Raw genomic sequence first — 18,367 nt, forward strand, 5'->3', positions numbered from 1 at the left:
TCGCGGGTCAGGCGCGCGGCTGCTTGTCCGCCCAGTCGGCCAGCGCGACACGCGGGCCGGTGAAGAACGGCACCTCCTCGCGCACGTGGCGCCGAGCCTCGGTGGCGCGCAGGTCGCGCATGAGGTCGACGATGCGGTGCAGCTCGTCGGCCTCGAACGCCAGCAGCCACTCGTAGTCGCTCAGCGCGAACGTGCTCATCGTGTTGGCGCGCACGTCCTTGTAGCCGGCCGCGGCGATGCCGTGGTCGCGCAGCATGGTGCGGCGCTCGTCGTCGGGCAGCAGGTACCACTCGTAGGAGCGCACGAAGGGGTACACGGAGAGGTAGTCGCGGGGGCGCTCGCCGGCGAGGAAGGCGGGCACATGGCCCTTGTTGAACTCGGCGGCACGGTGCAGCGCGACGACCGACCACTTCGGCGCCAGGGCCGACCCGAGCCGCGACGCGCGCAGCCGCTGGTAGGCGCCCTGCACGGACTCGACGGACGGGCCGTGCACCCACACCATGAGGTCGGCGTCGGCGCGCAGGCCGGCGACGTCGTACACGCCGCGCACGACGACGTCGCCGTCGGCGCGGGCCGCGTCGCGGGCGGCGTCGGGCTGGCCGTCCCACAGCGCGGCCTCGGCCTCCGCGGCGACGGCGGCGCGCTCGGCGTCGCCCGCCGGCAGCGGCTCGGCCAGCGAGAAGACGGCGATCATCGCGTACCGGACGGTCTCGTTGATCGCGGCGGCGTCGACGCTCTCGCCGGTGTCGCCGTGGGTGTGCGTGTCGGTCATGACGTCCTCTCGGTCCGGGTCAGGAGTGCAGGTCGACGCTGCAGAGGGCCGGGACGCCGCTCGGCTCGCCGTCGCGGCGCAGGCAGCAGTCGGCCGCGCACACCGAGCGGAACGGGGGCAGGGCGCCGACCGTCTCCTCGGCGGCGTCCTCGCCGCGCGCGAGGGCCGCGCGCTCCAGGACCAGGTCGACCAGGCCGGACACGAACACGGGCCGCGTGCCGACCGTGCCGGCCCGCACCGCCGTCATGCCCAGCTCGGTGGCGGTGGCCATGGCCTCGGTGTCGAGGTCGTAGGCCACCTCCATGTGGTCGGAGACGAAGCCGATCGGCGACATGACGACGTCCTTCAGCCCCTCGCCCGCCCGCTCGGTGAGCAGGTCGTTGACGTCGGGCTCCAGCCACGGCTGCGACGGCGGGCCGGAGCGCGAGCAGTACGCCAGCTCCCACCCGACGGCGTGCCCGCGCACCTCGGAGACCACGGCCGCGATGACGGCCGCGACGTCGAGGTGCTGCGCGGAGTACGTGGCGTGCGAGACGCGCGACGCCTCCTCCATCGTCGTGGGGATGGAGTGGGTGACGAAGACCAGCTTCGCCGCGGCGGGGTCGCCGCCCTTGGCCTCGAGCGCGTCGTACGCCTCGAGCACGGCCTCGGCGTTGGCCGCCACGAAGCCGGGGTGGTTGAAGTAGGAGCGGATCTTGTCGAACTGCACGGTGGTGGAGCCCTCCGCGCCGAGCTGGCCGCGCTTCTCCAGCGTCACCGCGAGGTCCTCGCGGTACTGGCGGCAGCCGGAGTACGACGAGTACGCCGAGGTCACGAGCGCGACGGCACGCTTCGCGCCCAGGCGCTCCAGCTCGTCGACCGCGTCGGTGGTGTACGGCTCCCAGTTCCGGTTGCCCCACACGACCGGCAGGTCGAGCCCGCGGTCGGCGAGCTCGGCCTCGAGCGCCGCCTTCAGCGCGAGGTTCTGCTCGTTGATGGGGCTCTTGCCGCCGAAGCCGTAGTAGTGCTCGCCGACCTCCTCGAGCCGCTCGTCGGGGATGCCCTTGCCGGCGGTCACGTTGCGGAGGAACGGCACCACGTCCTCCGGCTGGTTCGGACCACCGAAGGAGTACAGGAGCAGGGCGTCGTAAGGGCCGGCATCGGCCGACTGGGGGGTCAGCGACATGACCGCCATCCTCCCACCAGGGCGCGGCCCGGCCCGCCGAGAACGCCCGTGCGGCGACGTGACGTTGATGGCACGCCTTGTCATCTCAGTCGGTCACGGCGACGACGGGCGGTCCGGGATCCGTCCCTGGGCGGCGCGCAGCCGGTCCAACAGGCCCGTCAGCTCCTCCAGCTCGGCGGGCTCCAGGGCCGGGCCCACGTACGCGGCGATCGTGCGGACGTGGGCGAGGCCGGTCTCGCGCTGCCGCCGCGCGCCCTCCGCGGTGAGGCGCACCAGCGTGCCGCGGGCGTCGTCCGCGGGCACGGTCCGCTCCACGAGCCCCCGCCCCTCCAGCCGCTCGACCATCCGCGACAGGGACGACTGCGCCAGCAGCATGCCCTCGTTGAGGTCGCGCAGCCGCAGCTCGCCGCCCTCCGCGCGCGACAAGGTGAACAGCACGTCGTACTCGCGCATCGTGAGGTCGCGCCAGATGTCGTCGGCCTGGAAGCGGCGCATCAGGGCGACCTGCGCGCGGAACAGGGACTCCCACGCGTCGGCGGCGAGGCGGACGTCCGCGGTGGGCCGGGGCTCGGGCGAGGGTCCGGACGTCGTCGTCGGCTCGGGCGGGGTCACCGTGGCAGTGTGCCGCAGGCCACCGACGGGCGCGCGCCCGGCGGTCGCCGGGTGGGTCAGCGGCCGAGCCGGCGCTCCCGGCGGGAGAAGTCGCGCAGCGCGCGCAGGAAGTCCACGCGGCGGAAGTCGGGCCAGTAGGCCTCGCAGAAGTACAGCTCGGAGTGCGCGCTCTGCCACATGAGGAAGCCGCCCACGCGCAGCTCGCCCGACGTGCGGATGACGAGCTCCGGGTCCGGCTGCCCCTTGGTGTACAGGTGGGCGGCGATGTCGTCGACGTCGATCCGCTCGGCCAGCTCCTCGAGCGACGCCCCGGTGGCGGACTCCTGCTTGAGGTAGGACCGGACGGCGTCGGCGATCTCGTGCCGGCCGCCGTAGCCGACGGCGACGTTCACCTGCAGGCCCTGGACGTCCTTCGTGGCCTCGGCGGCGGAGCGCACGGCGTCCGCGAGCTCGCCCGGCAGCAGGTCGAGGCGGCCCACGACGCGCAGCCGCCAGCGCCCCGACTCCGCGAGGTCCTGGACGGCGTCGCGGATGATGTCGAGCAGGTCGGCGAGCTCGGACGCGGGGCGCGCGAGGTTGTCGGTGGACAGCATCCAGAGGGTGACGACCTCGACGCCGAGCTCCTCCGCCCAGCCCAGGAACTCCGCGATCTTGTCCGCGCCGCGCCGGTGCCCCGTGGCCGCGGTCTCCCCGAACGAGCGGGCCCAGCGGCGGTTCCCGTCGAGGATGACGCCCACGTGCCGGGGCGACTGCGCCGTCGGCAGCGAGGCGGCGAGGCGCCGCTCGTACAGGCCGTAGAGCAGGTGGGGCATGCGCACGCGAGACCTCGGAGGATCGGGCCACGCCGCGCCGGCGCGCGACGGCGCTGGCACCCGGCGGGCGGGACGGACGGAGAGCGGGACAACGGTACCGCTCCGGCGGAGCCGCAGGTCCCGCCCCTGCGGCACCGTGCAGGACGCGCCCCAACCCCTGCGCACGATCTTCACGGCGCGTGGTCGACCCGCCCGCTCCACGTCCCCTACGCTGACGTAACCTACGGAACCGTAGGTGAGGTCTCGAGCGAGGAGAGCACCCGTGGCAGCAGCCGCCCGGCCGAACGGCCGCGCCCGCGACCACCACGACGTCTCCGACGTCAAGGAGGTCGTCGACGGTGCGAAGGATGCCGTCAGCGGGGCGCGGGGCGCCGTGAGCGACGCGGTGCAGACCGTCTCCGAGGCCGCCGCCACGCAGGCGGCGCGGCTCAAGCCCCACCTGCGCGGCTGGATCCACGCGGTCACCACCCCGCTGGCCCTCGCCGCGGCGATCGTGCTGGTCGTGCTGGCCGACACCCCGGCGGACAAGATCGCGTGCAGCGTCTTCGGTGTCACCGCCGTCCTGCTGTTCGGCACCAGTGCCGTCTACCACCGCGGCACGTGGTCGCCTCGCACGGCGGCGGTGCTGCGCCGCCTGGACCACGCGAACATCTTCCTCATCATCGCGGGCACCTACACGCCGCTGGCCGTGATGCTCCTGCCGCGCGACACGGCCACGGTGCTGCTCGCGGTCGTCTGGAGCGGCGCGCTGCTGGGCCTCGTCGCCCGCGTGCTGTGGATGGGCGCGCCGCGCTGGGTGTACGTGCCGGTGTACGTGGCGCTCGGCTGCGTGGCCGTGGGCTACATCCCGCAGTTCGCCGCCGCGGGCGGCGCCGCCGTCGCCTGGCTGGTCGCCGCGGGCGGCGTCGCCTACATCCTCGGCGCCGTCGTGTACGGCACCAAGTTCCCCGACCCGTCGCCGCGGTGGTTCGGGTTCCACGAGATCTTCCACGCGCTCACCGTCGTCGGCTTCGCGTGCCACACCGTGGCGATCTACCTGGCGGCCCTGTAGCCGCTGGTCGAGACCCCCGCTGGTCGAGCCCGTCGAGACCCGGTGCGTGGTCTCGACAGGCTCGACCGACGAGATCAGGCTCGACCGACGAGCAGGCTCGACCGACGAGATCACGCTCGACCGACGAGATCACGCTCGACCGACGAGCAGGCTCGACCGACGAGGTCAGCCCGCGGGCACCACCAGGTAGCGGCGGTTGGCCAGCGACGGGTTCTGCCGGCGCACCTGCGCCAGGGGCTCCGGGTCGAGGTCGACCGTGCGCACCTGCGGCGTCTCGTCGAGCTCGAGGCCCACGACGCCGTCCGGCCCGGCCAGCAGCGACCGGCCCACGAGGCCCGGGCCCGCCATCCCGACGCCGATCACGACCGCCGTGTTCTCGATCGCCCGCGCGCGCAGCAGCGTGCGCCAGTGGTCGGCCTTGAGCGGCCCGTCCATCCAGGCCGCCGGCACGACGATGACGTCCGCGCCCGCGTCCACGAGGCGGCGGGCCGACTCCGGGAAGCGCAGGTCGTAGCAGGTCACGACCCCGAACGTGAGGTCGCCCATCCGGATCACGAGCGGGGGGACGCCGGGCGGCCCCGGCTCGAGCCGGTCGGACTCGCGGGTACCGAACGCGTCGTAGAGGTGCACCTTGCGGTACGCGCCGACGAGCGAGCCCGTGGCGTCGACGGCGACGACGGTGTTGTACGCCCGCTGCGGCACGTCGTCCGGCGACGTCGAGCCGGCCTCGGGCGTCGTCCCCGTGATCGCGGGGACGGAGCCCGTGACGGCGGGGAAGGACCCCGTGACGGCCGGGAACGCGCCGCTCACCGCAGGGAACGCGCCGCTGACCGCCGGGACCTGGCCGCTGGGGGCGCCGCCCGCGGGCAGCGTCGTGCCCGCCACCACGGCGATGCGGTACCGCGCGGCGTGCTGGCGCAGGGCGGTGACGAACGGCCCGTCGAGCGGCTCGGCGTGCTCCACGCCGACGCCGTGCGGGTCGTACCCGGACGCGTACTCGGGCAGCACCAGCAGGTCGGCCCCGACCCGCCCGGCCGCGAGGAACGCCTCGGCGACCGCCTCCCGGTTCGCGTCGTGGTCGGCGGTGATCGCGAGCTGCCCGACCGTCACGCGCACCGTGCTCATCGACGCCCCTGGCCGTCCTCGTCCGGTCCGGCGCCGTCGGGCGACCCGTCGTCCGGGCCGGCGTCCTGGTCGCCGCCGCTCCTCGTGCCGCCGTCGGGCCCGTCGGTCTCGCCGCCGTCGTCCGCCCGGCGGACGCCGACGCGCTTGGGCTCCTCCACGGGGATGCCCTGCTCCTCGGCGTTGGCCCGCGCCCGGCGCAGGTGCCTCGTGAGCGACAGGAACAGCAGCACGCACGCCAGCGCCACCGCGAACGTCGCGACGAAGCCCGCGAGGCCCGGCGTGACCTCCAGCTCGGTCGGGCCCTGCGTGGGGCTGGGGCTCGGGCTCGGGGCCGCGGCGAGCGCCGGCAGCATCGTCCAAACGGCGTTCATCGGTCCTCCCCCCGCACGCCCGCGAACAGGTCGTCCTCCGGCAACGAGGTCGGCACGCGCGAGTCCGCGAGCTCGTACTCCTCGGTGGGCCAGACGTCGGCCTCGATGTCGCGCGGCACGGCGAAGAAGAAGCCGGCGGGGTCGATCTGCGAGGCGTGCGCCACGAGCGCGGCGTCGCGCTGCCCGAAGAAGTCGGCGACCGGCACGCTGGTGGTCGCCTGCCGCTCGGGGATCTCACGGGCCGTGCGCGACTCGATCCAGTCGCCGAACGGCGACTCCAGGCCGGCGCCCTGCATCGCCTCGTGCACGGCACGCATGCGGTCCATCGAGAAGCCGTGGTTGTAGTAGAGCTTCAGCGGCTCCCAGGGCTCCGCGCCGCCCTCGACGACGTACCGGGAGGCGTCGCCGGCGGCGTGGTACGCCTCGAACGCGACCTCGTGGCACTTGATGTGGTCGGGGTGCGGGTAGCCGCCCGACGGGTCGTAGGTCGTCACGACGTGCGGCCGGAACTCGCGCACGAGCTCCACCAGGGGCGCCGCCGCCTCCTCGAGCGGCAGGAGGGCGAAGGCGCCCTCCGGCAGCGGCGGCAGCGGGTCGCCCTCCGGCAGCCCCGAGTCGACGAAGCCGAGCCACGTCTGCCGCACGCCGAGCGCCTCGGCCGCGGCCGCCATCTCCAGGCGCCGCACGGCCCGCCGGCCCTCGACCGTCTCGAACTCGTGGCCGGCCGGGACCTCGAAGCTGGGGTTGAGCACGTCGCCCCGCTCGCCGCCCGTGCACGTCACGACGAGCACCTCCACGCCCTCGGCGGCGTACCGCGCGGTGGTGGCGGCCCCCTTGCTGGACTCGTCGTCGGGGTGCGCGTGCACGGCCATCAGACGCAGGGGCTCAGGCCGCCCCGAAGGCGGCGCGGAGGAGGCGGAGGACAAGGTCCCTCCCGGGGTGACGGGTCGGCAGCAGGGTTCAGGGACAATGGTGCACCATGAGCGAGCCCGTCAGCCCCACTCCCCCCGCCGACCGGTACGGCACGCGCCCCGAGCGCCGCGGCCTCGGGACGGGCGGCAAGGTGGCGATCGGCGCGGCCCTCGCCGCCGCGGTCGGCCTGGCGGCGTGGTTCTCGGTCGAGCAGAACCGCCGTGACCCGGTGGACGTCGACGTGGTGAGCTTTGACGTGCGCGACGCCGAGCAGGTGGACGTCACCTTCCAGGTGCACATGCCGCCCGGCACGACGGCGGTCTGCGAGGTGGAGGCGCTCGCCCCGAGCTACGCCCAGGTGGGCACGCTGGACGTGCCGGTCGGCCCCAGCGAGACGCAGACCTCCACGTACACCGTGACGCTGCGCACGTCCGAGGAGGCGACGACCGCGGTCATCGAGTCCTGCGACGTCACCGACGGCTCCTGACACCTCCCCCGGCGCTTCCCCGCGGGGCTCTTCATCCCCGTTCGCCGCGCTTTCATCCTGTTCGCCCAGGGCAGAGACCTGGGTTCTGCCCCGCCGCCGGGCTATCCTGAGGGATTCACACGCCAGTCCTGCCCAGCCGACGCGCGTGCCGACGCTCGTCGGTCGCCCGTGCACGGCCGAATCAGGCCAACGAGCACCACGAAAGGAGAGCCCTCGTGACCGAGAGCACCGTCACCTGGCTCACCCAGGAGGCTCACGACCGGCTGCAGGCCGAGCTGGAGAACCTCTCCGGCCCCGCCCGCACCGAGATCGCCGAGCGCATCGCCGCCGCCCGCGACGAGGGCGACCTCAAGGAGAACGGCGGTTACCACGCCGCCCGTGAGGAGCAGGCGAAGAACGAGGCCCGCATCCGCGAGCTCACCGAGAAGCTGCGCCACGTCCAGATCGGCACGCCCGCGGACGACGGCGTCGTGGAGGCCGGCATGGTCGTCACCGCGCTGGTCGCCGGGGACGAGATGACGTTCCTGCTCGGCTCCCGCGAGATCGGCGGCACCACGGACCTCGACGTGTACTCGCCGACGTCGCCGCTGGGCGCCGCGATCGACGGGCACCGCATCGGCGAGAAGGTGGCCTACACCGCGCCGAACGGCCGCGAGATCCCCGTCGAGATCACGAAGGCCACGCCCTTCGCGGGCTGACCTCGCTCCGGGCTCGCCCGGACCAGACGCATGCCGTGGGCGTGCCCGTGCTGACGGGCACGCCCACAGCCGTCTCCGCGCCCGGCGAGGCCCGTCGATGCCCGTCGATGCCCGTCGATGCCCGTCGATGCCCGTCGATGCCCGTCGATGCCCGTCGATGCCCGGAAATCTCACCTGCCGAGACGAATGACCCTCCGCAGAACCGTCGATGATCCGTCCATGGCCGTGGCAACCTTTCGCTGGTCTGCCAACGATCAACGCCCCTCCCGACAGCCCCCTCGGTCGAGGAAAGGTCATGACGGAGGTGAATTTTCCCCTCGATGCGTCTATGGTCGACGGCGGTATGGACACGACGGACGCCGCAACGACCAACCACCCGACCGACGACAGCTCGACCGACGCCGCGCCCGGCAGCACGCCGGGGCCCGGGGCGTCGCCCCGCCCTGCGGGCCCGCTCGCGGGCCTGACGCTCCGGCCGCCGACCACGGCGGACGGCGCGGCGATGTGGCGGCTGGCCCGTGACTCGGGCTCGCTCGACCTCAACTCCTCCTACGCGTACCTGCTGCTCGCGGACCACTTCTCCGCGACCTGCCGGCTGGCCTACCTCGACGACGGCACGCACGACGCCGGCCCGGTGGGCTTCCTCTCCGCGTACCGGCTGCCCGCCGACCCGGCCACGCTCTTCGTGTGGCAGGTCGCCGTGGACCCGCGGGCCCGCGGGCAGCGCGTCGCCGGCCGCCTGCTGGACGCCGTGGTCGACGGCGCGGCGTCGGACGGCGGACCGCCCGTCACCCGGGTGCACACCACCGTGACCACCGACAACGCGTCCTCACGGCGCGTCTTCGCGCGCTGGGCCGCCGAGCGCGGCGCGACGCTGCGCGAGACCACCGGCTACGAGGCGACGCACTTCCCGGACGGCCACGAGGCCGAGCCGCTGCTGGTGATCGAGGGGTTCAGCCCCACCCGTTGACCCACGGTCCAGGCCCTCACGGCCGGAGACCAGACCCCGGGCTGCGCCGGTTCAGCGCGCAGGTGACGACGCAGCCCCGCTCCCCACAACACCGCACCGGCGCGCACCACCTCAAGGAGTGTCCTCCGTGACAACCCCGACCGTCCCCACCACCGAGGCGTCCGCCGCCGGCGACCCGCCGGGCTTCACGGCCCTCGAGTCGGAGGTCCGCAGCTACTCGCGCTCCTGGCCCGTCGTGTTCGACCGGGCCGTCGGCACGACGGTGTACGCCGAGGACGGCACCGAGTACCTCGACTTCTTCGCCGGCGCCGGCACCCTCAACTACGGGCACAACAACCCGCGGCTGAAGCAGGTGCTGCTGGACTACCTGACCGACGACCGCATGGTGCACACCCTCGACATGTTCACCGCGGCGCGCCGCGAGTTCCTCGAGACCTTCAGCGACGTGATCCTGCGCCCCCGCGGCCTGGACCACAAGGTGGTGTTCCCCGGGCCCGGCGGTGCCAACGCGGTCGAGGCGGCGCTGAAGCTGGCGCGCAAGGTGACGGGCCGCGAGTCGGTCATCAACTTCACCAACGCCTTCCACGGCATGACGCTCGGCGCGCTGTCCGTCACGGGCAACTCGATGAAGCGCGGCGGCGCGGGCATCCCCCTGGTGCACGCCACCCCGATGCCGTACGACGACTACTTCAACGGCGACGTCGACGACTTCATGTACCTCGAGCGGCTGCTCGAGGACGGCGGCAGCGGCCTCAACGAGCCGGCCGCGGTGATCGTCGAGACGGTGCAGGGCGAGGGCGGCATCAACGCCGCGCGCGCCGAGTGGCTGCGCGGCCTGGCGGACCTGTGCAAGCGGCACGGCATCCTGCTGATCGTCGACGACATCCAGATGGGCTGCGGCCGCACCGGCGGGTTCTTCTCGTTCGAGGAGGCCGGGATCGTGCCGGACATCATCTGCCTGTCGAAGTCGATCTCCGGCTACGGCCTGCCGATGGCGCTCACCCTGGTGCGCCCCGAGCTGGACATCTGGGAGCCGGGCGAGCACAACGGCACGTTCCGCGGCTTCGCGCCCGCGTTCGCGACGGCGACCGAGGCGCTCCGCACCTACTGGTCGGACGACGAGCTGGAGCGCACCACGATCGACAAGGGCGCGCTCGTCGAGGCGCACTTCAACTCCCTCGTCGCCCGCTACGGCGACGACGTGCTGGTCGCCAAGGGCCGCGGCCTGGCGCGCGGCCTGCAGACCCCCGACGGCGAGACCGCCGGCCGGATCTGCGACGAGGCGTTCTCCCGTGGGCTCCTCATGGAGACGTCCGGCCCCGAGGGCGAGGTCGTGAAGCTGCTGCCGCCCCTGACCATCACCTACGACGAGCTGCAGCGCGGGCTGAAGATCATCAGCGAGTCCGTCGCCGCCGTCCTGGGCTGAGTCCCGCCCCCCACCCACCGCACCCGACATCCCGGAGGTACCCCTATGCTCGTCCGCACCCTCGACGAGGTCACCGACACCGACGCCGACATCAAGAGCGAGAACTGGCGCTCGAAGCGCATCGTCCTCGCCAAGGAGGGCGTCGGCTTCTCGGTGCACGAGACCACGCTCTACGCCGGCACCGAGAGCTTCTTCTGGTACGCCAACCACATCGAGGCCGTCTTCATCACGTCCGGCGAGGGCGAGATCGAGGACCTGGCCACCGGCGAGGTGCACCAGCTCCGGCCCGGCTCGCTGTACCTGCTGAACGACCACGACAAGCACAAGGTGCGCCCGCGCACCGAGATCACGTGCGTCTGCGTCTTCAACCCGCCGGTCACCGGCCGCGAGGTGCACGACGAGAACGGCGTCTACCCGCTCGTCACCGAGCCGGAGGCCGCGGCGGTCTGACCGCCGCACCACCCGGAACCCCGAGCGCCACCAGCCGGCGCTCCAGCAGGCGGCGGTCCCCCTCCCTGTCCACCAGGGAGAGGGACCGCCGCAGTGCGTCCGCGGCCTCGGCGTCGCGGCCGAGGCGGACCAGCAGGTCCGCGCGCACGGCCGGGAGCAGGTGGTAGCGCGCCAGCGCGGGGGCGTCGGCGAGGGCGTCGACCGCCTCGAGGGCCGCCGCCGGGCCCGCCACCTCCGCGAGCGCGACCGCGCGGTTCAGCGCGACGACGGGCGAGGGCGTCATCGCCGCCAGCACGTCGTACAGCCCCAGCACCTCGACCCAGTCGGTGTCCTCGACCCGGGCCGCCCCCGCGTGCAGCGCCGCGATCGCCGCCTGCACCTGGTACGCCCCCGGGCGGCGCGCGGCCAGCGCCCCGTCCAGCACGCTCAGGCCCTCGGCGATCTCGTCCGCCCGCCAGCGGCGGCGGTCCTGCTCCGCGAGCGTGGCCGACGCCCCGTCGGGGCCGTGCCGGGCGTCCCGGCGGGCGTGCTGCAGCAGCACGAGGGCGAGCAGCCCGCCCGCCTCCGGCTCGTCCGGCAGCAGCCGGACCACCAGCCGGGCGAGCCGCACCGCGTCGTCGGCCAGGGCGCGCCGCTCGGCCGCGCCGGCCACGTCGCCGGCCGGCTCGGCGTACGCGTCGTACCCCTCGGTGAAGAGCACGTACAGGACGGCCAGCACGGCGGCGGTGCGCTCCGGCAGCAGCGCCTCCGGCGGCACCCGGAACGCGATCCCCGTGGCGCGGATGCGCGCCTTCGCGCGGACCAGGCGCTGCGCCATCGTCGCCTCCGGCACCAGGAACGCCCGGGCCACCTGGGGGGTCGTCATGCCCGTGAGCGAGCGCAGCGTAAGGGCGACCCGGCCGTCGAGCGGGATGGCCGGGTGGCAGCAGGTGTACACCAGGCGCAGCAGGTCGCCGTCGGGGTCGTCGAGCTCCCACCCGTCGCCGTCCAGCCCCGTCGCCACCTCGTCGGGCACCGGGTCCGCCCCGGGCCCGTGGGCGCGGGGCCCGGCGTCCACCCGTGCGGCGAGCCGCGCGGCGGCGGTGGCCTTCTCCCCCTCGGTCCGGCGCCGGCGCAGCACGTCGATCGCGTGCCGTCGCGCCGCCGTCGTCAGCCAGGCACCCGGTCGCTCGGGCACGCCGTCGCGCGCCCACGTGCGCAGCGCCGTCGCGAACGCCTCCTGCGCGGACTCCTCCGCCAGGTCGAGATCGCCCGTGCTGCGCGCGACCGCGCCGAGGACGCGCCCCCACTCGGAGCGGAACGCGTCCTCGACGGCGGCGGGCGCCCCGGGCGCCGTCACGCGGGCAGGCCGGTCCCGGTGGGCCAGAACGGGTGCACCTCGACCGTCCCGCCGCCCCACGACCCGGGGTGCTCGGCGGCGATCGCGAGCGCCGTCTCGAGGTCGGGCGCCTCGACGACGTCGAACCCGCCGATGACCTCCTTCGTCTCGGCGAACGGCCCGTCGGTCACGACGGTCTCCCCGCCCTGCACCCGGACGTGCCGGACGTCGGCGGCCGGGCGCAGGCGCTCGCCGAGCACCCTCGACCCGTCCGCGTCGTGCCGGCGCACCCACTCCTCGATGTCGGGGGTCGGGCCGCGGTCGGGCACGTCGGGCTCGCGCACCAGGAACAGGTACCGCATCACTCGCCCCCCTGCTGCCCGTCGAGGTTCAGCGGCCACACCGGCCGGAGCTCGATCGCGCCGCCGTGCGCCATGGGGTGCTCCGACGCGATCGTGATCGCGGTGTCGAGGTCCGGCGCCTCGATGACGTCGAACCCGCCGATCGCCTCCTTCGCCTCCGAGAACGGGCCGTCCGTGACGACGACGCTCCCGCCGCGCACCCGCACGCCGACCGCGTCCTCCGGGGGCCGCAGTCGGTCACCCAGCACGGCCGTGCCGCTGCCGTAGTAGCGCTCGACCCACTGCTCGATCGGGGGCGCGCCCTCCGCGTCCTCCGGTCGCAGCTCCGGGTCGTCCGGCGTGCTCAGCACCAGCATCAGGTAGCGCATCAGGCCTCCTCGGTCCACATCGTGACGGGCCGGCGGAACACCATCGGCCCGTAGAACGCCACGTCGACGGCCTCGATGCCGTCCCCGACGCTGCGACCGTCACGGTACCGGGTGGTGGCGTCGAGCCGCTGCGTGCGGCCCGCCTCGAGAATCCTGTCCAGGAATCGCATCGTGTGCCTCTCGTCGCGCACGGCCCGTGCGGCCGTGTCATCAGGACGACGAACGGCGACCGGCCGGATCGACACCTCGGCGAGACCTGGTCCGGACTGTTTGATGCCGGTGCTCGCGACGCCCTGTTCGCCGCCTGGCACCGGGACGTGTCCGCGGGCGGCGACGCCGGTGCCGGGTGGCGGAGGCGCAGCGCCTGCTCGTCACCACCGACGCCACGACGGTCGAGGTGGGGCACGCCGCGCCGGACCGCGGTCAGGCGATCGCGTAGCCCGCGCCGCGCAGCTTCTCGACGACGGCGGCGCAGTGCTCGTGGCCCTTGGTCTCGAGCTGCACGTTGACGAGCACCTGCGACACGGTGAGCGCGGTGTCCGTGCGGGTGTGCTCCACCTGGGCGATGTTGGCGCCGGTCCCCGCGATGGTGTCGAGCAGCGTGGCGAGCGACCCCGGCCGGTCGTCGATGCACAGGCGCAGCTGCAGGTAGCGCCCCGCGGCGACGAGCCCGTGCTGCACCACGCGCAGCAGGAGCAGCGGGTCGATGTTGCCGCCGGTGAGGACGGGCACGATCGTGCCCGGCAGCGAGCCCGGGTCGGCGGCCAGCACGGCCGCCACCCCGGCGGCGCCGGACGGCTCCACGATGAGCTTGGCGCGCTCGGCCACGAGCAGCAGGGCCCGGGACATCTCCTCCTCGGAGACGGTGCGCACCTCGACGCCGAGGCGCGCCAGCACCTCGAACGGCACGTCGCCGGGGGTGCCGATGGCGATGCCGTCCGCCATCGTCGCCCCGAGGGTGCCCGCCGTCGGGCGCCCCGCGGCGAGCGATGCCGGGTAGGCGGCGGCCGTCTCGGCCTGCACGCCCACCACCTTCACGTGCGGGGCGGCCTCCGCGAGCACGGTCGCGATGCCCGCCACCAGCCCGCCGCCGCCGAGCGGCACGACGACCGTGCCGACGTCGGGCACCTGCTCGAGGATCTCGAGGGCGACGGTGCCCTGCCCGGTCACGACGTCCAGGTGGTCGAACGGGTGGATGAGCGTGCGCCCGGAGCGGGCGGCCTCGGCGCGGGCCGCGACGAGCGCCTCGTCCACGCTCGCGCCGACCTGCCGCACCTCGGCCCCGTAGCCGCGCGTGGCGGCGAGCTTCGGCACGGACGCGTCCACGGGCATGTAGACGACGGCCTCGATGCCGAGCATCTGGGCCGCGAGGGCGACGCCCTGCGCGTGGTTGCCGGCGCTGGCCGCGACCACCCCGCGCGCCTTCTCCTCGTCCGGCATCCGGCTCAGGCGCGTGTACGCGCCGCGGATCTTGAACGACCCGGCGCGCTGCAGGTTCTCGCACTTGAGGACGACGGGCGCGCCCGCGGCCTCGGTCATCGCGCGGAACGCCTGCACCGGGGTGCGGGTGACGACGCCGTCGAGCGCCTGCGCGGCGGCGCGGACGTCGTCGAGGGTGACGCGGTCGATCGGGGGGTGTGCTGCCACTTACCTGTTCTCTCCTGCCGGGCCCGTGTCGGGCGGGGCAGGGGCGTCGGTCGTGCTGCCGTCCGAGGTGCCGCCCGTCGTCGCCGTCTCCTGCGACGACGTCCGTCCCGACCAGAGCAGGGTACCGGGCAGCTGGGGCCGTCGGCGCAACAGCGGCACGTGGTCGTCGGTGCCGAGCTCGGGGAACTTGTCGTGCCCGTGCAGGTAGAGCAGCACGGTGTTGAGCACAGCCGCCAGCGGCACCGCGAACAGGGCGCCGACGATGCCGGCGGCGAGGCTGCCGGCCGCCACCACGAGCACCACGGCCACAGGGTGCAGCGACACCGCGTGCCCCATGAGGAAGGGCTGCAGGATGTGGCTCTCGGCCTGCTGCACCAGCAGCACGATGCCGAGCATGATGAGCGCGGCGATCCAGCCGTTGGCCACCAGCACGACGGCCGTGGCGATGGCGCCGGTGACGATCGCACCGATGATCGGCACGAACGAGCCGATGAAGACGAGGATGCCGATCGGCAGGGCGAGCGCCGGGACGAAGAACGCCGAGCCGACGCCGATGCCGACGGCGTCGACGAACGCCACGAGGATCTGCGTGCGCACGTACGCGGACAGGGTGACCAGTCCGCGACGCCCCGCCTGGTGCACGGACTCGCGCGCCCGCACCGGCAGCAGGTTGACCAGCCACGTCCAGATGGTGCGCCCGTCGAGCAGGAAGAAGATCGTGCAGAACAGGGCGATCAGCGCGCCGACGAGGACGTGCCCGACCGTGGTCGCGGCGCCGAGCGCGCCGGAGACCAGGCCCGAGCTCTCGACGATCGAGCTCTGCAGCTGCTGCCCGTAGTCGGACAGCTGCTTCGAGTCGAGCTGCAGCGGGCCCTCGCCGAGCCACGTCGTGAACTGCTTGAAGCCGGCGACCGCCTGGTCGGCCAGGTCCTGGAAGCCGCTGACGATGGACGTGCCGGCCAGCGTCACCAGGCCGCCCACCAGCACGATCAGCCCGACGATCGACACGGCCGTCGCCAGGCCCTTGCTGAGGTGCCACCGCTGGAGGGCCCGGCGCACGGGCGCGAGCAGGATCGTCACCAGCAGCGCGATCGCGACCGGCACGACGATCGTCTTCAGGGCCGCCAGCAGCCACAGGAAGCCGGCGACGGCGGCCGCGATCAGCAGCACGCGCCACGACCAGGAGGCCGCCGCGCGGACGCTCATCGGCACGGCGTCCGCGCCGGAGGGAGAAGTGCGTTCCGAGCTCACGGAGAAACCCTAGGCGGCGCGGGGACCTGCCGCGCGAGGGCCACGCGCGGCGGCGCCCCGACGTCCCGCCGTGGACCAGGATCTTCACGGCTCGTCCACAGGTCGGCGCCCCGGCGCGCGGCCGTCAGGCGCCCGGGCGCCGCTTCTGCGCGTACGGCGTCTCGCCGCGCGCCAGCATCGCGACGTACTTCGCCACGTTCCGCTCGCGCGCCTCGGCGGTCTTGAGCGCCCCGAGGCGGTGCAGGATCGCGTACCGGTTCTGGGACGTGAGGACGTCGAACGTCGCCGACGCCGCCGGGTCCGCCGCGAGCGCCGCCGCCAGGTCGGGCGGCACCTCGGCCCGCGCCGGCCCGTGGTACGCGGCGTCCCAGCGCCCGTCCGCCCGCGCCGCATCGATCTCCGCCTGCCCGCGCGGGCGCATGCGGCCCTCGTCGGTCAGCCGGGCCACGATCTCCTGGTTGCGCACCGACCAGCGGCTGCGGGGGCGGCGCGGGCAGAACCGCTGCAGCATCGTGTCGGCGCCCAGGCTGCGCATCTGCGCGTCGATCCAGCCGCTGCACAGGGCCTCCTCGAGGGCCGTGGCGTGGGTGAGCGTCGTCGGGGCCGGGCGGCCCTTCTTCGCGAGCACCAGCCACGCCCCGTCGGGGCGGGTGTCCTCGTGCTCGTCGAGCCACCTCCGCCACGCCGCCGGGTCGGCGAGCACGAGGTGGTCCGGGTCGTCCGTTCGGTCGTCACCCATGACGGGACCGTAGCGCCACCCGTCGCCTTCGAGCACGCGACACCTCGCGGCATCCGCGCGGGCGGCGCGAGGGATCGCGTGCTCGAGGGCGGGGAACACCGGCGCGCCCGGCGTCGTTGCGCCTACCGGGACCACAGCGTCCCGACCATGAAGGGCAATGAAGGTCAATGGAGGTATCGCGATGAACTCGATCTTCGACCAGCTGCTCGGCCGTGCCGGCAAGACGACGATGGTGACGCCCGAGGACGCGCTGCCCGGGCGCGAGTCGCCCGTGCTGCCCGCCGCCCGCCCGCACACGGTGCTCGGCACGTCGATCGTCGGCCCGTGGCCCGAGGGCACGCGGGTGCTGTACCTGGCGATGGGCTGCTTCTGGGGCTCCGAGGAGATCTACTGGCAGGTGCCGGGGGTGGTGAGCACGGCCGTCGGCTACATGGGCGGCACGACGCCGAACCCGACGTACGAGGAGGTGTGCACGGCGCGCACCGGGCACACCGAGACGACGCTCGTGGCGTACGACCCGGCCAAGGTCTCCGAGGCCGAGCTGCTCAAGATCTTCTGGGAGCGGCACGACCCGACCCAGGGCTTCCGGCAGGGCAACGACGTCGGCACCCAGTACCGGTCCGCCGTGTACTGGACCGCGCCGGAGCAGGAGCAGGCGGTGCGCGAGACCGCCGAGCGGTACTCCGAGGTCCTCGCCGCGAAGGGCTACGACCCGATCACCACCGAGCTGCGCCCGGCCGCCGAGGCGGGCCCGTTCTACTACGCCGAGGACTACCACCAGGAGTACTTGTCCGACGCGAAGAACCCGCACGGCTACCGCTGCCACGCCACGACGGGCGTCCCCTACCCCGACGCCGCGTGACCGGCCCCGGCCGCGGGTGACCGCCCGCGGCCGGGAGGTGTGGAATGGGGGTATGAGCGACCAGAGCACCTCCCCCGACGTCCCCACCCTCGCCGCGGCCGACGGCACCGCGATCCCCGCCGTCGGGTTCGGCACGTACAAGCTCAAGGGCGCCGCCGGCGCCGACGCGATCGCCCGGGCGATCGACACCGGCTACCGCCTGATCGACTCCGCGTTCAGCTACGAGAACGAGGGCACGGTCGGCCGCGCCGTGCGCGCCTCCTCCGTCCCCCGGGAGGAGCTGTTGATCACGTCGAAGCTCCCGGGCCGCCGCCAGGCCTACGACGACGCGGTCGCCACCGTCGAGGAGTCCGTGTACCGCAGCGGGCTCGACCACCTCGACCTGTACCTCATCCACTGGCCCAACCCGCGGATCGGGAAGTACGTCGAGGCATACCAGGCGCTGGTGGACTGCCGCGAGCGCGGCCTGATCCGCCACGTCGGCGTGTCGAACTTCCTGCCCGAGCACCTCGACGCCGTCATCGAGGCGACCGGCGTGACGCCGGTCGTGAACCAGGTGGAGCTGCACCCGTACTTCCCGCAGGCCGAGCAGCGCGCGGCCGACGCCGAGCGCGGCATCGTCACCGAGGCGTGGAGCCCGATCGGCCGCGCCAGCGCGATGGTGGGCGACCCGGTCATCGCGGAGGTCGCCGCCGCGCACGGCGTCTCGCCCGTCCGGGCGATCCTGCGCTGGCACGTGCAGCTCGGCGTCGTGCCGATCCCCAAGGCGTCCAGCCCGGCGCGGCAGGCCGACAACCTCGACCTCTTCTCGTTCGAGCTGACCGACGACGAGATGGCGCGGATCACCGGCCTCGGCCGCCCCGACGGGCGCACGGCCGACCAGGACCCGGCGGTCTACGAGGAGCTCTGAGCGCCGCCCGCGGGGCGGGCCGTCTGACTCGACCACGCGTCGGGAGCACGGCGCCGGCG

22 protein-coding genes are annotated in these 18,367 nt (G+C 74.2%); 8 read left to right on the forward strand and 14 right to left on the reverse strand.

The genetic code is table 11. The features are described 5' to 3' along the window. Positions 1–7: 7 nt before the first annotated feature. The 4 genes from hemQ to ACQFYA_RS16125 form a co-directional block, all read right to left on the reverse strand. A complete protein-coding gene (hemQ, locus tag ACQFYA_RS16110; protein ID WP_499125823.1) occupies positions 8–772 on the reverse strand; it encodes a hydrogen peroxide-dependent heme synthase in 765 nt (254 codons plus the stop codon). Between the two features lie 19 nt (positions 773–791). Next, positions 792–1,937: a ferrochelatase gene (locus ACQFYA_RS16115; RefSeq protein WP_499125825.1), complete on the reverse strand. Its 1,146-nt coding sequence runs from the start codon at positions 1,935–1,937 to the stop codon at positions 792–794. 93 nt (positions 1,938–2,030) lie between these two features. Then, entirely contained in the window at positions 2,031–2,549 is a 519-nt protein-coding gene (locus tag ACQFYA_RS16120) for a MarR family winged helix-turn-helix transcriptional regulator (protein WP_499125827.1), read from the reverse strand. Between the two features lie 56 nt (positions 2,550–2,605). Next, complete coding sequence (locus ACQFYA_RS16125; RefSeq protein WP_499125829.1) at positions 2,606–3,367, reverse strand: isoprenyl transferase; 762 nt, start codon at positions 3,365–3,367, stop codon at positions 2,606–2,608. A 367-nt stretch (positions 3,368–3,734) separates the two neighbouring features. Here ACQFYA_RS16125 and trhA point away from each other — a divergent pair, with 367 nt between their 5' ends. Then, on the forward strand, positions 3,735–4,412 hold the full coding sequence (trhA, locus tag ACQFYA_RS16130; RefSeq protein WP_499127573.1) for a PAQR family membrane homeostasis protein TrhA: 678 nt from the start codon (positions 3,735–3,737) through the stop codon (positions 4,410–4,412). Between the two features lie 165 nt (positions 4,413–4,577). Here trhA and ACQFYA_RS16135 read toward each other — a convergent pair whose 3' ends face one another. From ACQFYA_RS16135 to mca, 3 genes are read right to left on the reverse strand one after another with little or no spacing between them, the layout of a single operon-like run. Continuing rightward, the gene (locus ACQFYA_RS16135; protein ID WP_499125831.1) at positions 4,578–5,537 is read right to left on the reverse strand and encodes a carbon-nitrogen hydrolase family protein; all 960 of its coding nucleotides are present in this window, start codon (positions 5,535–5,537) and stop codon (positions 4,578–4,580) included. Continuing rightward, on the reverse strand, positions 5,534–5,908 hold the full coding sequence (locus tag ACQFYA_RS16140) for a hypothetical protein (RefSeq protein ID WP_499125833.1): 375 nt from the start codon (positions 5,906–5,908) through the stop codon (positions 5,534–5,536). Before ACQFYA_RS16140 ends, ACQFYA_RS16135 begins: the two co-directional genes overlap by 4 nt. Next, positions 5,905–6,780: a mycothiol conjugate amidase Mca gene (gene mca, locus ACQFYA_RS16145; protein ID WP_499125835.1), complete on the reverse strand. Its 876-nt coding sequence runs from the start codon at positions 6,778–6,780 to the stop codon at positions 5,905–5,907. Before mca ends, ACQFYA_RS16140 begins: the two co-directional genes overlap by 4 nt. Positions 6,781–6,887: 107 nt before the next feature. Here mca and ACQFYA_RS16150 point away from each other — a divergent pair, with 107 nt between their 5' ends. The 5 genes from ACQFYA_RS16150 to ACQFYA_RS16170 all read left to right on the forward strand — a co-directional run bounded on the left by ACQFYA_RS16150 (position 6,888) and on the right by ACQFYA_RS16170 (position 10,851). Further along, positions 6,888–7,307 carry a DUF4307 domain-containing protein gene (locus ACQFYA_RS16150; protein ID WP_499125837.1) on the forward strand — a complete coding sequence of 140 codons (420 nt, stop codon included), beginning with the start codon at positions 6,888–6,890 and terminating at the stop codon, positions 7,305–7,307. Between the two features lie 215 nt (positions 7,308–7,522). After that, on the forward strand, positions 7,523–8,005 hold the full coding sequence (gene greA / locus ACQFYA_RS16155; protein ID WP_499125838.1) for a transcription elongation factor GreA: 483 nt from the start codon (positions 7,523–7,525) through the stop codon (positions 8,003–8,005). Positions 8,006–8,348: 343 nt separating this feature from the next. After that, the gene (gene ectA / locus ACQFYA_RS16160; RefSeq protein ID WP_499125840.1) at positions 8,349–8,975 is read left to right on the forward strand and encodes a diaminobutyrate acetyltransferase; all 627 of its coding nucleotides are present in this window, start codon (positions 8,349–8,351) and stop codon (positions 8,973–8,975) included. A 127-nt stretch (positions 8,976–9,102) separates the two neighbouring features. Beyond that, positions 9,103–10,401: a diaminobutyrate--2-oxoglutarate transaminase gene (gene ectB, locus ACQFYA_RS16165; protein ID WP_499125842.1), complete on the forward strand. Its 1,299-nt coding sequence runs from the start codon at positions 9,103–9,105 to the stop codon at positions 10,399–10,401. A 45-nt stretch (positions 10,402–10,446) separates the two neighbouring features. After that, entirely contained in the window at positions 10,447–10,851 is a 405-nt protein-coding gene (locus ACQFYA_RS16170) for an ectoine synthase (protein WP_499125844.1), read from the forward strand. Here ACQFYA_RS16170 and ACQFYA_RS16175 read toward each other — a convergent pair. From ACQFYA_RS16175 to ACQFYA_RS16205, 7 genes are all read right to left on the reverse strand, one after another. Continuing rightward, entirely contained in the window at positions 10,823–12,190 is a 1,368-nt protein-coding gene (locus tag ACQFYA_RS16175) for an RNA polymerase sigma factor (protein ID WP_499125846.1), read from the reverse strand. The two genes, ACQFYA_RS16170 and ACQFYA_RS16175, sit on opposite strands and share 29 nt — an antisense overlap. After that, positions 12,187–12,531, reverse strand: coding sequence for a YciI family protein (locus ACQFYA_RS16180; protein WP_499125848.1), 345 nt, complete (start codon positions 12,529–12,531; stop codon positions 12,187–12,189). Before ACQFYA_RS16180 ends, ACQFYA_RS16175 begins: the two co-directional genes overlap by 4 nt. Continuing rightward, positions 12,531–12,899: a YciI family protein gene (locus tag ACQFYA_RS16185; RefSeq protein ID WP_499125850.1), complete on the reverse strand. Its 369-nt coding sequence runs from the start codon at positions 12,897–12,899 to the stop codon at positions 12,531–12,533. Before ACQFYA_RS16185 ends, ACQFYA_RS16180 begins: the two co-directional genes overlap by 1 nt. Further along, a complete protein-coding gene (locus ACQFYA_RS16190; RefSeq protein ID WP_499125851.1) occupies positions 12,899–13,069 on the reverse strand; it encodes a hypothetical protein in 171 nt (56 codons plus the stop codon). The genes ACQFYA_RS16185 and ACQFYA_RS16190 overlap by 1 nt, the downstream gene beginning before the upstream one ends. Before the next feature lie 253 nt (positions 13,070–13,322). Then, positions 13,323–14,546, reverse strand: coding sequence for a threonine ammonia-lyase (ilvA, locus tag ACQFYA_RS16195; protein ID WP_499125852.1), 1,224 nt, complete (start codon positions 14,544–14,546; stop codon positions 13,323–13,325). After that, positions 14,547–15,797 (reverse strand): AI-2E family transporter, encoded by a 1,251-nt coding sequence (locus tag ACQFYA_RS16200; protein ID WP_499125854.1) that lies wholly within the window; start codon positions 15,795–15,797, stop codon positions 14,547–14,549. Positions 15,798–15,921: 124 nt separating this feature from the next. Next, a complete protein-coding gene (locus ACQFYA_RS16205) occupies positions 15,922–16,536 on the reverse strand; it encodes a YdeI/OmpD-associated family protein (protein ID WP_499125855.1) in 615 nt (204 codons plus the stop codon). A 181-nt stretch (positions 16,537–16,717) separates the two neighbouring features. On the opposite strand from ACQFYA_RS16205, the gene msrA reads away from it, so the two are divergent. Beyond that, positions 16,718–17,398, forward strand: a complete 681-nt coding sequence (gene msrA / locus ACQFYA_RS16210) for a peptide-methionine (S)-S-oxide reductase MsrA (RefSeq protein WP_499125857.1) — start codon at positions 16,718–16,720, stop codon at positions 17,396–17,398. A gap of 52 nt (positions 17,399–17,450) precedes the next feature. Next, positions 17,451–18,308 carry an aldo/keto reductase gene (locus tag ACQFYA_RS16215; protein ID WP_499125859.1) on the forward strand — a complete coding sequence of 286 codons (858 nt, stop codon included), beginning with the start codon at positions 17,451–17,453 and terminating at the stop codon, positions 18,306–18,308. Positions 18,309–18,367: the final 59 nt, after the last annotated feature.

This window comes from Promicromonospora sp. Marseille-Q5078, from assembly GCF_050315395.1.
Taxonomy (GTDB): Bacteria; Actinomycetota; Actinomycetes; order Actinomycetales; family Cellulomonadaceae; genus Isoptericola.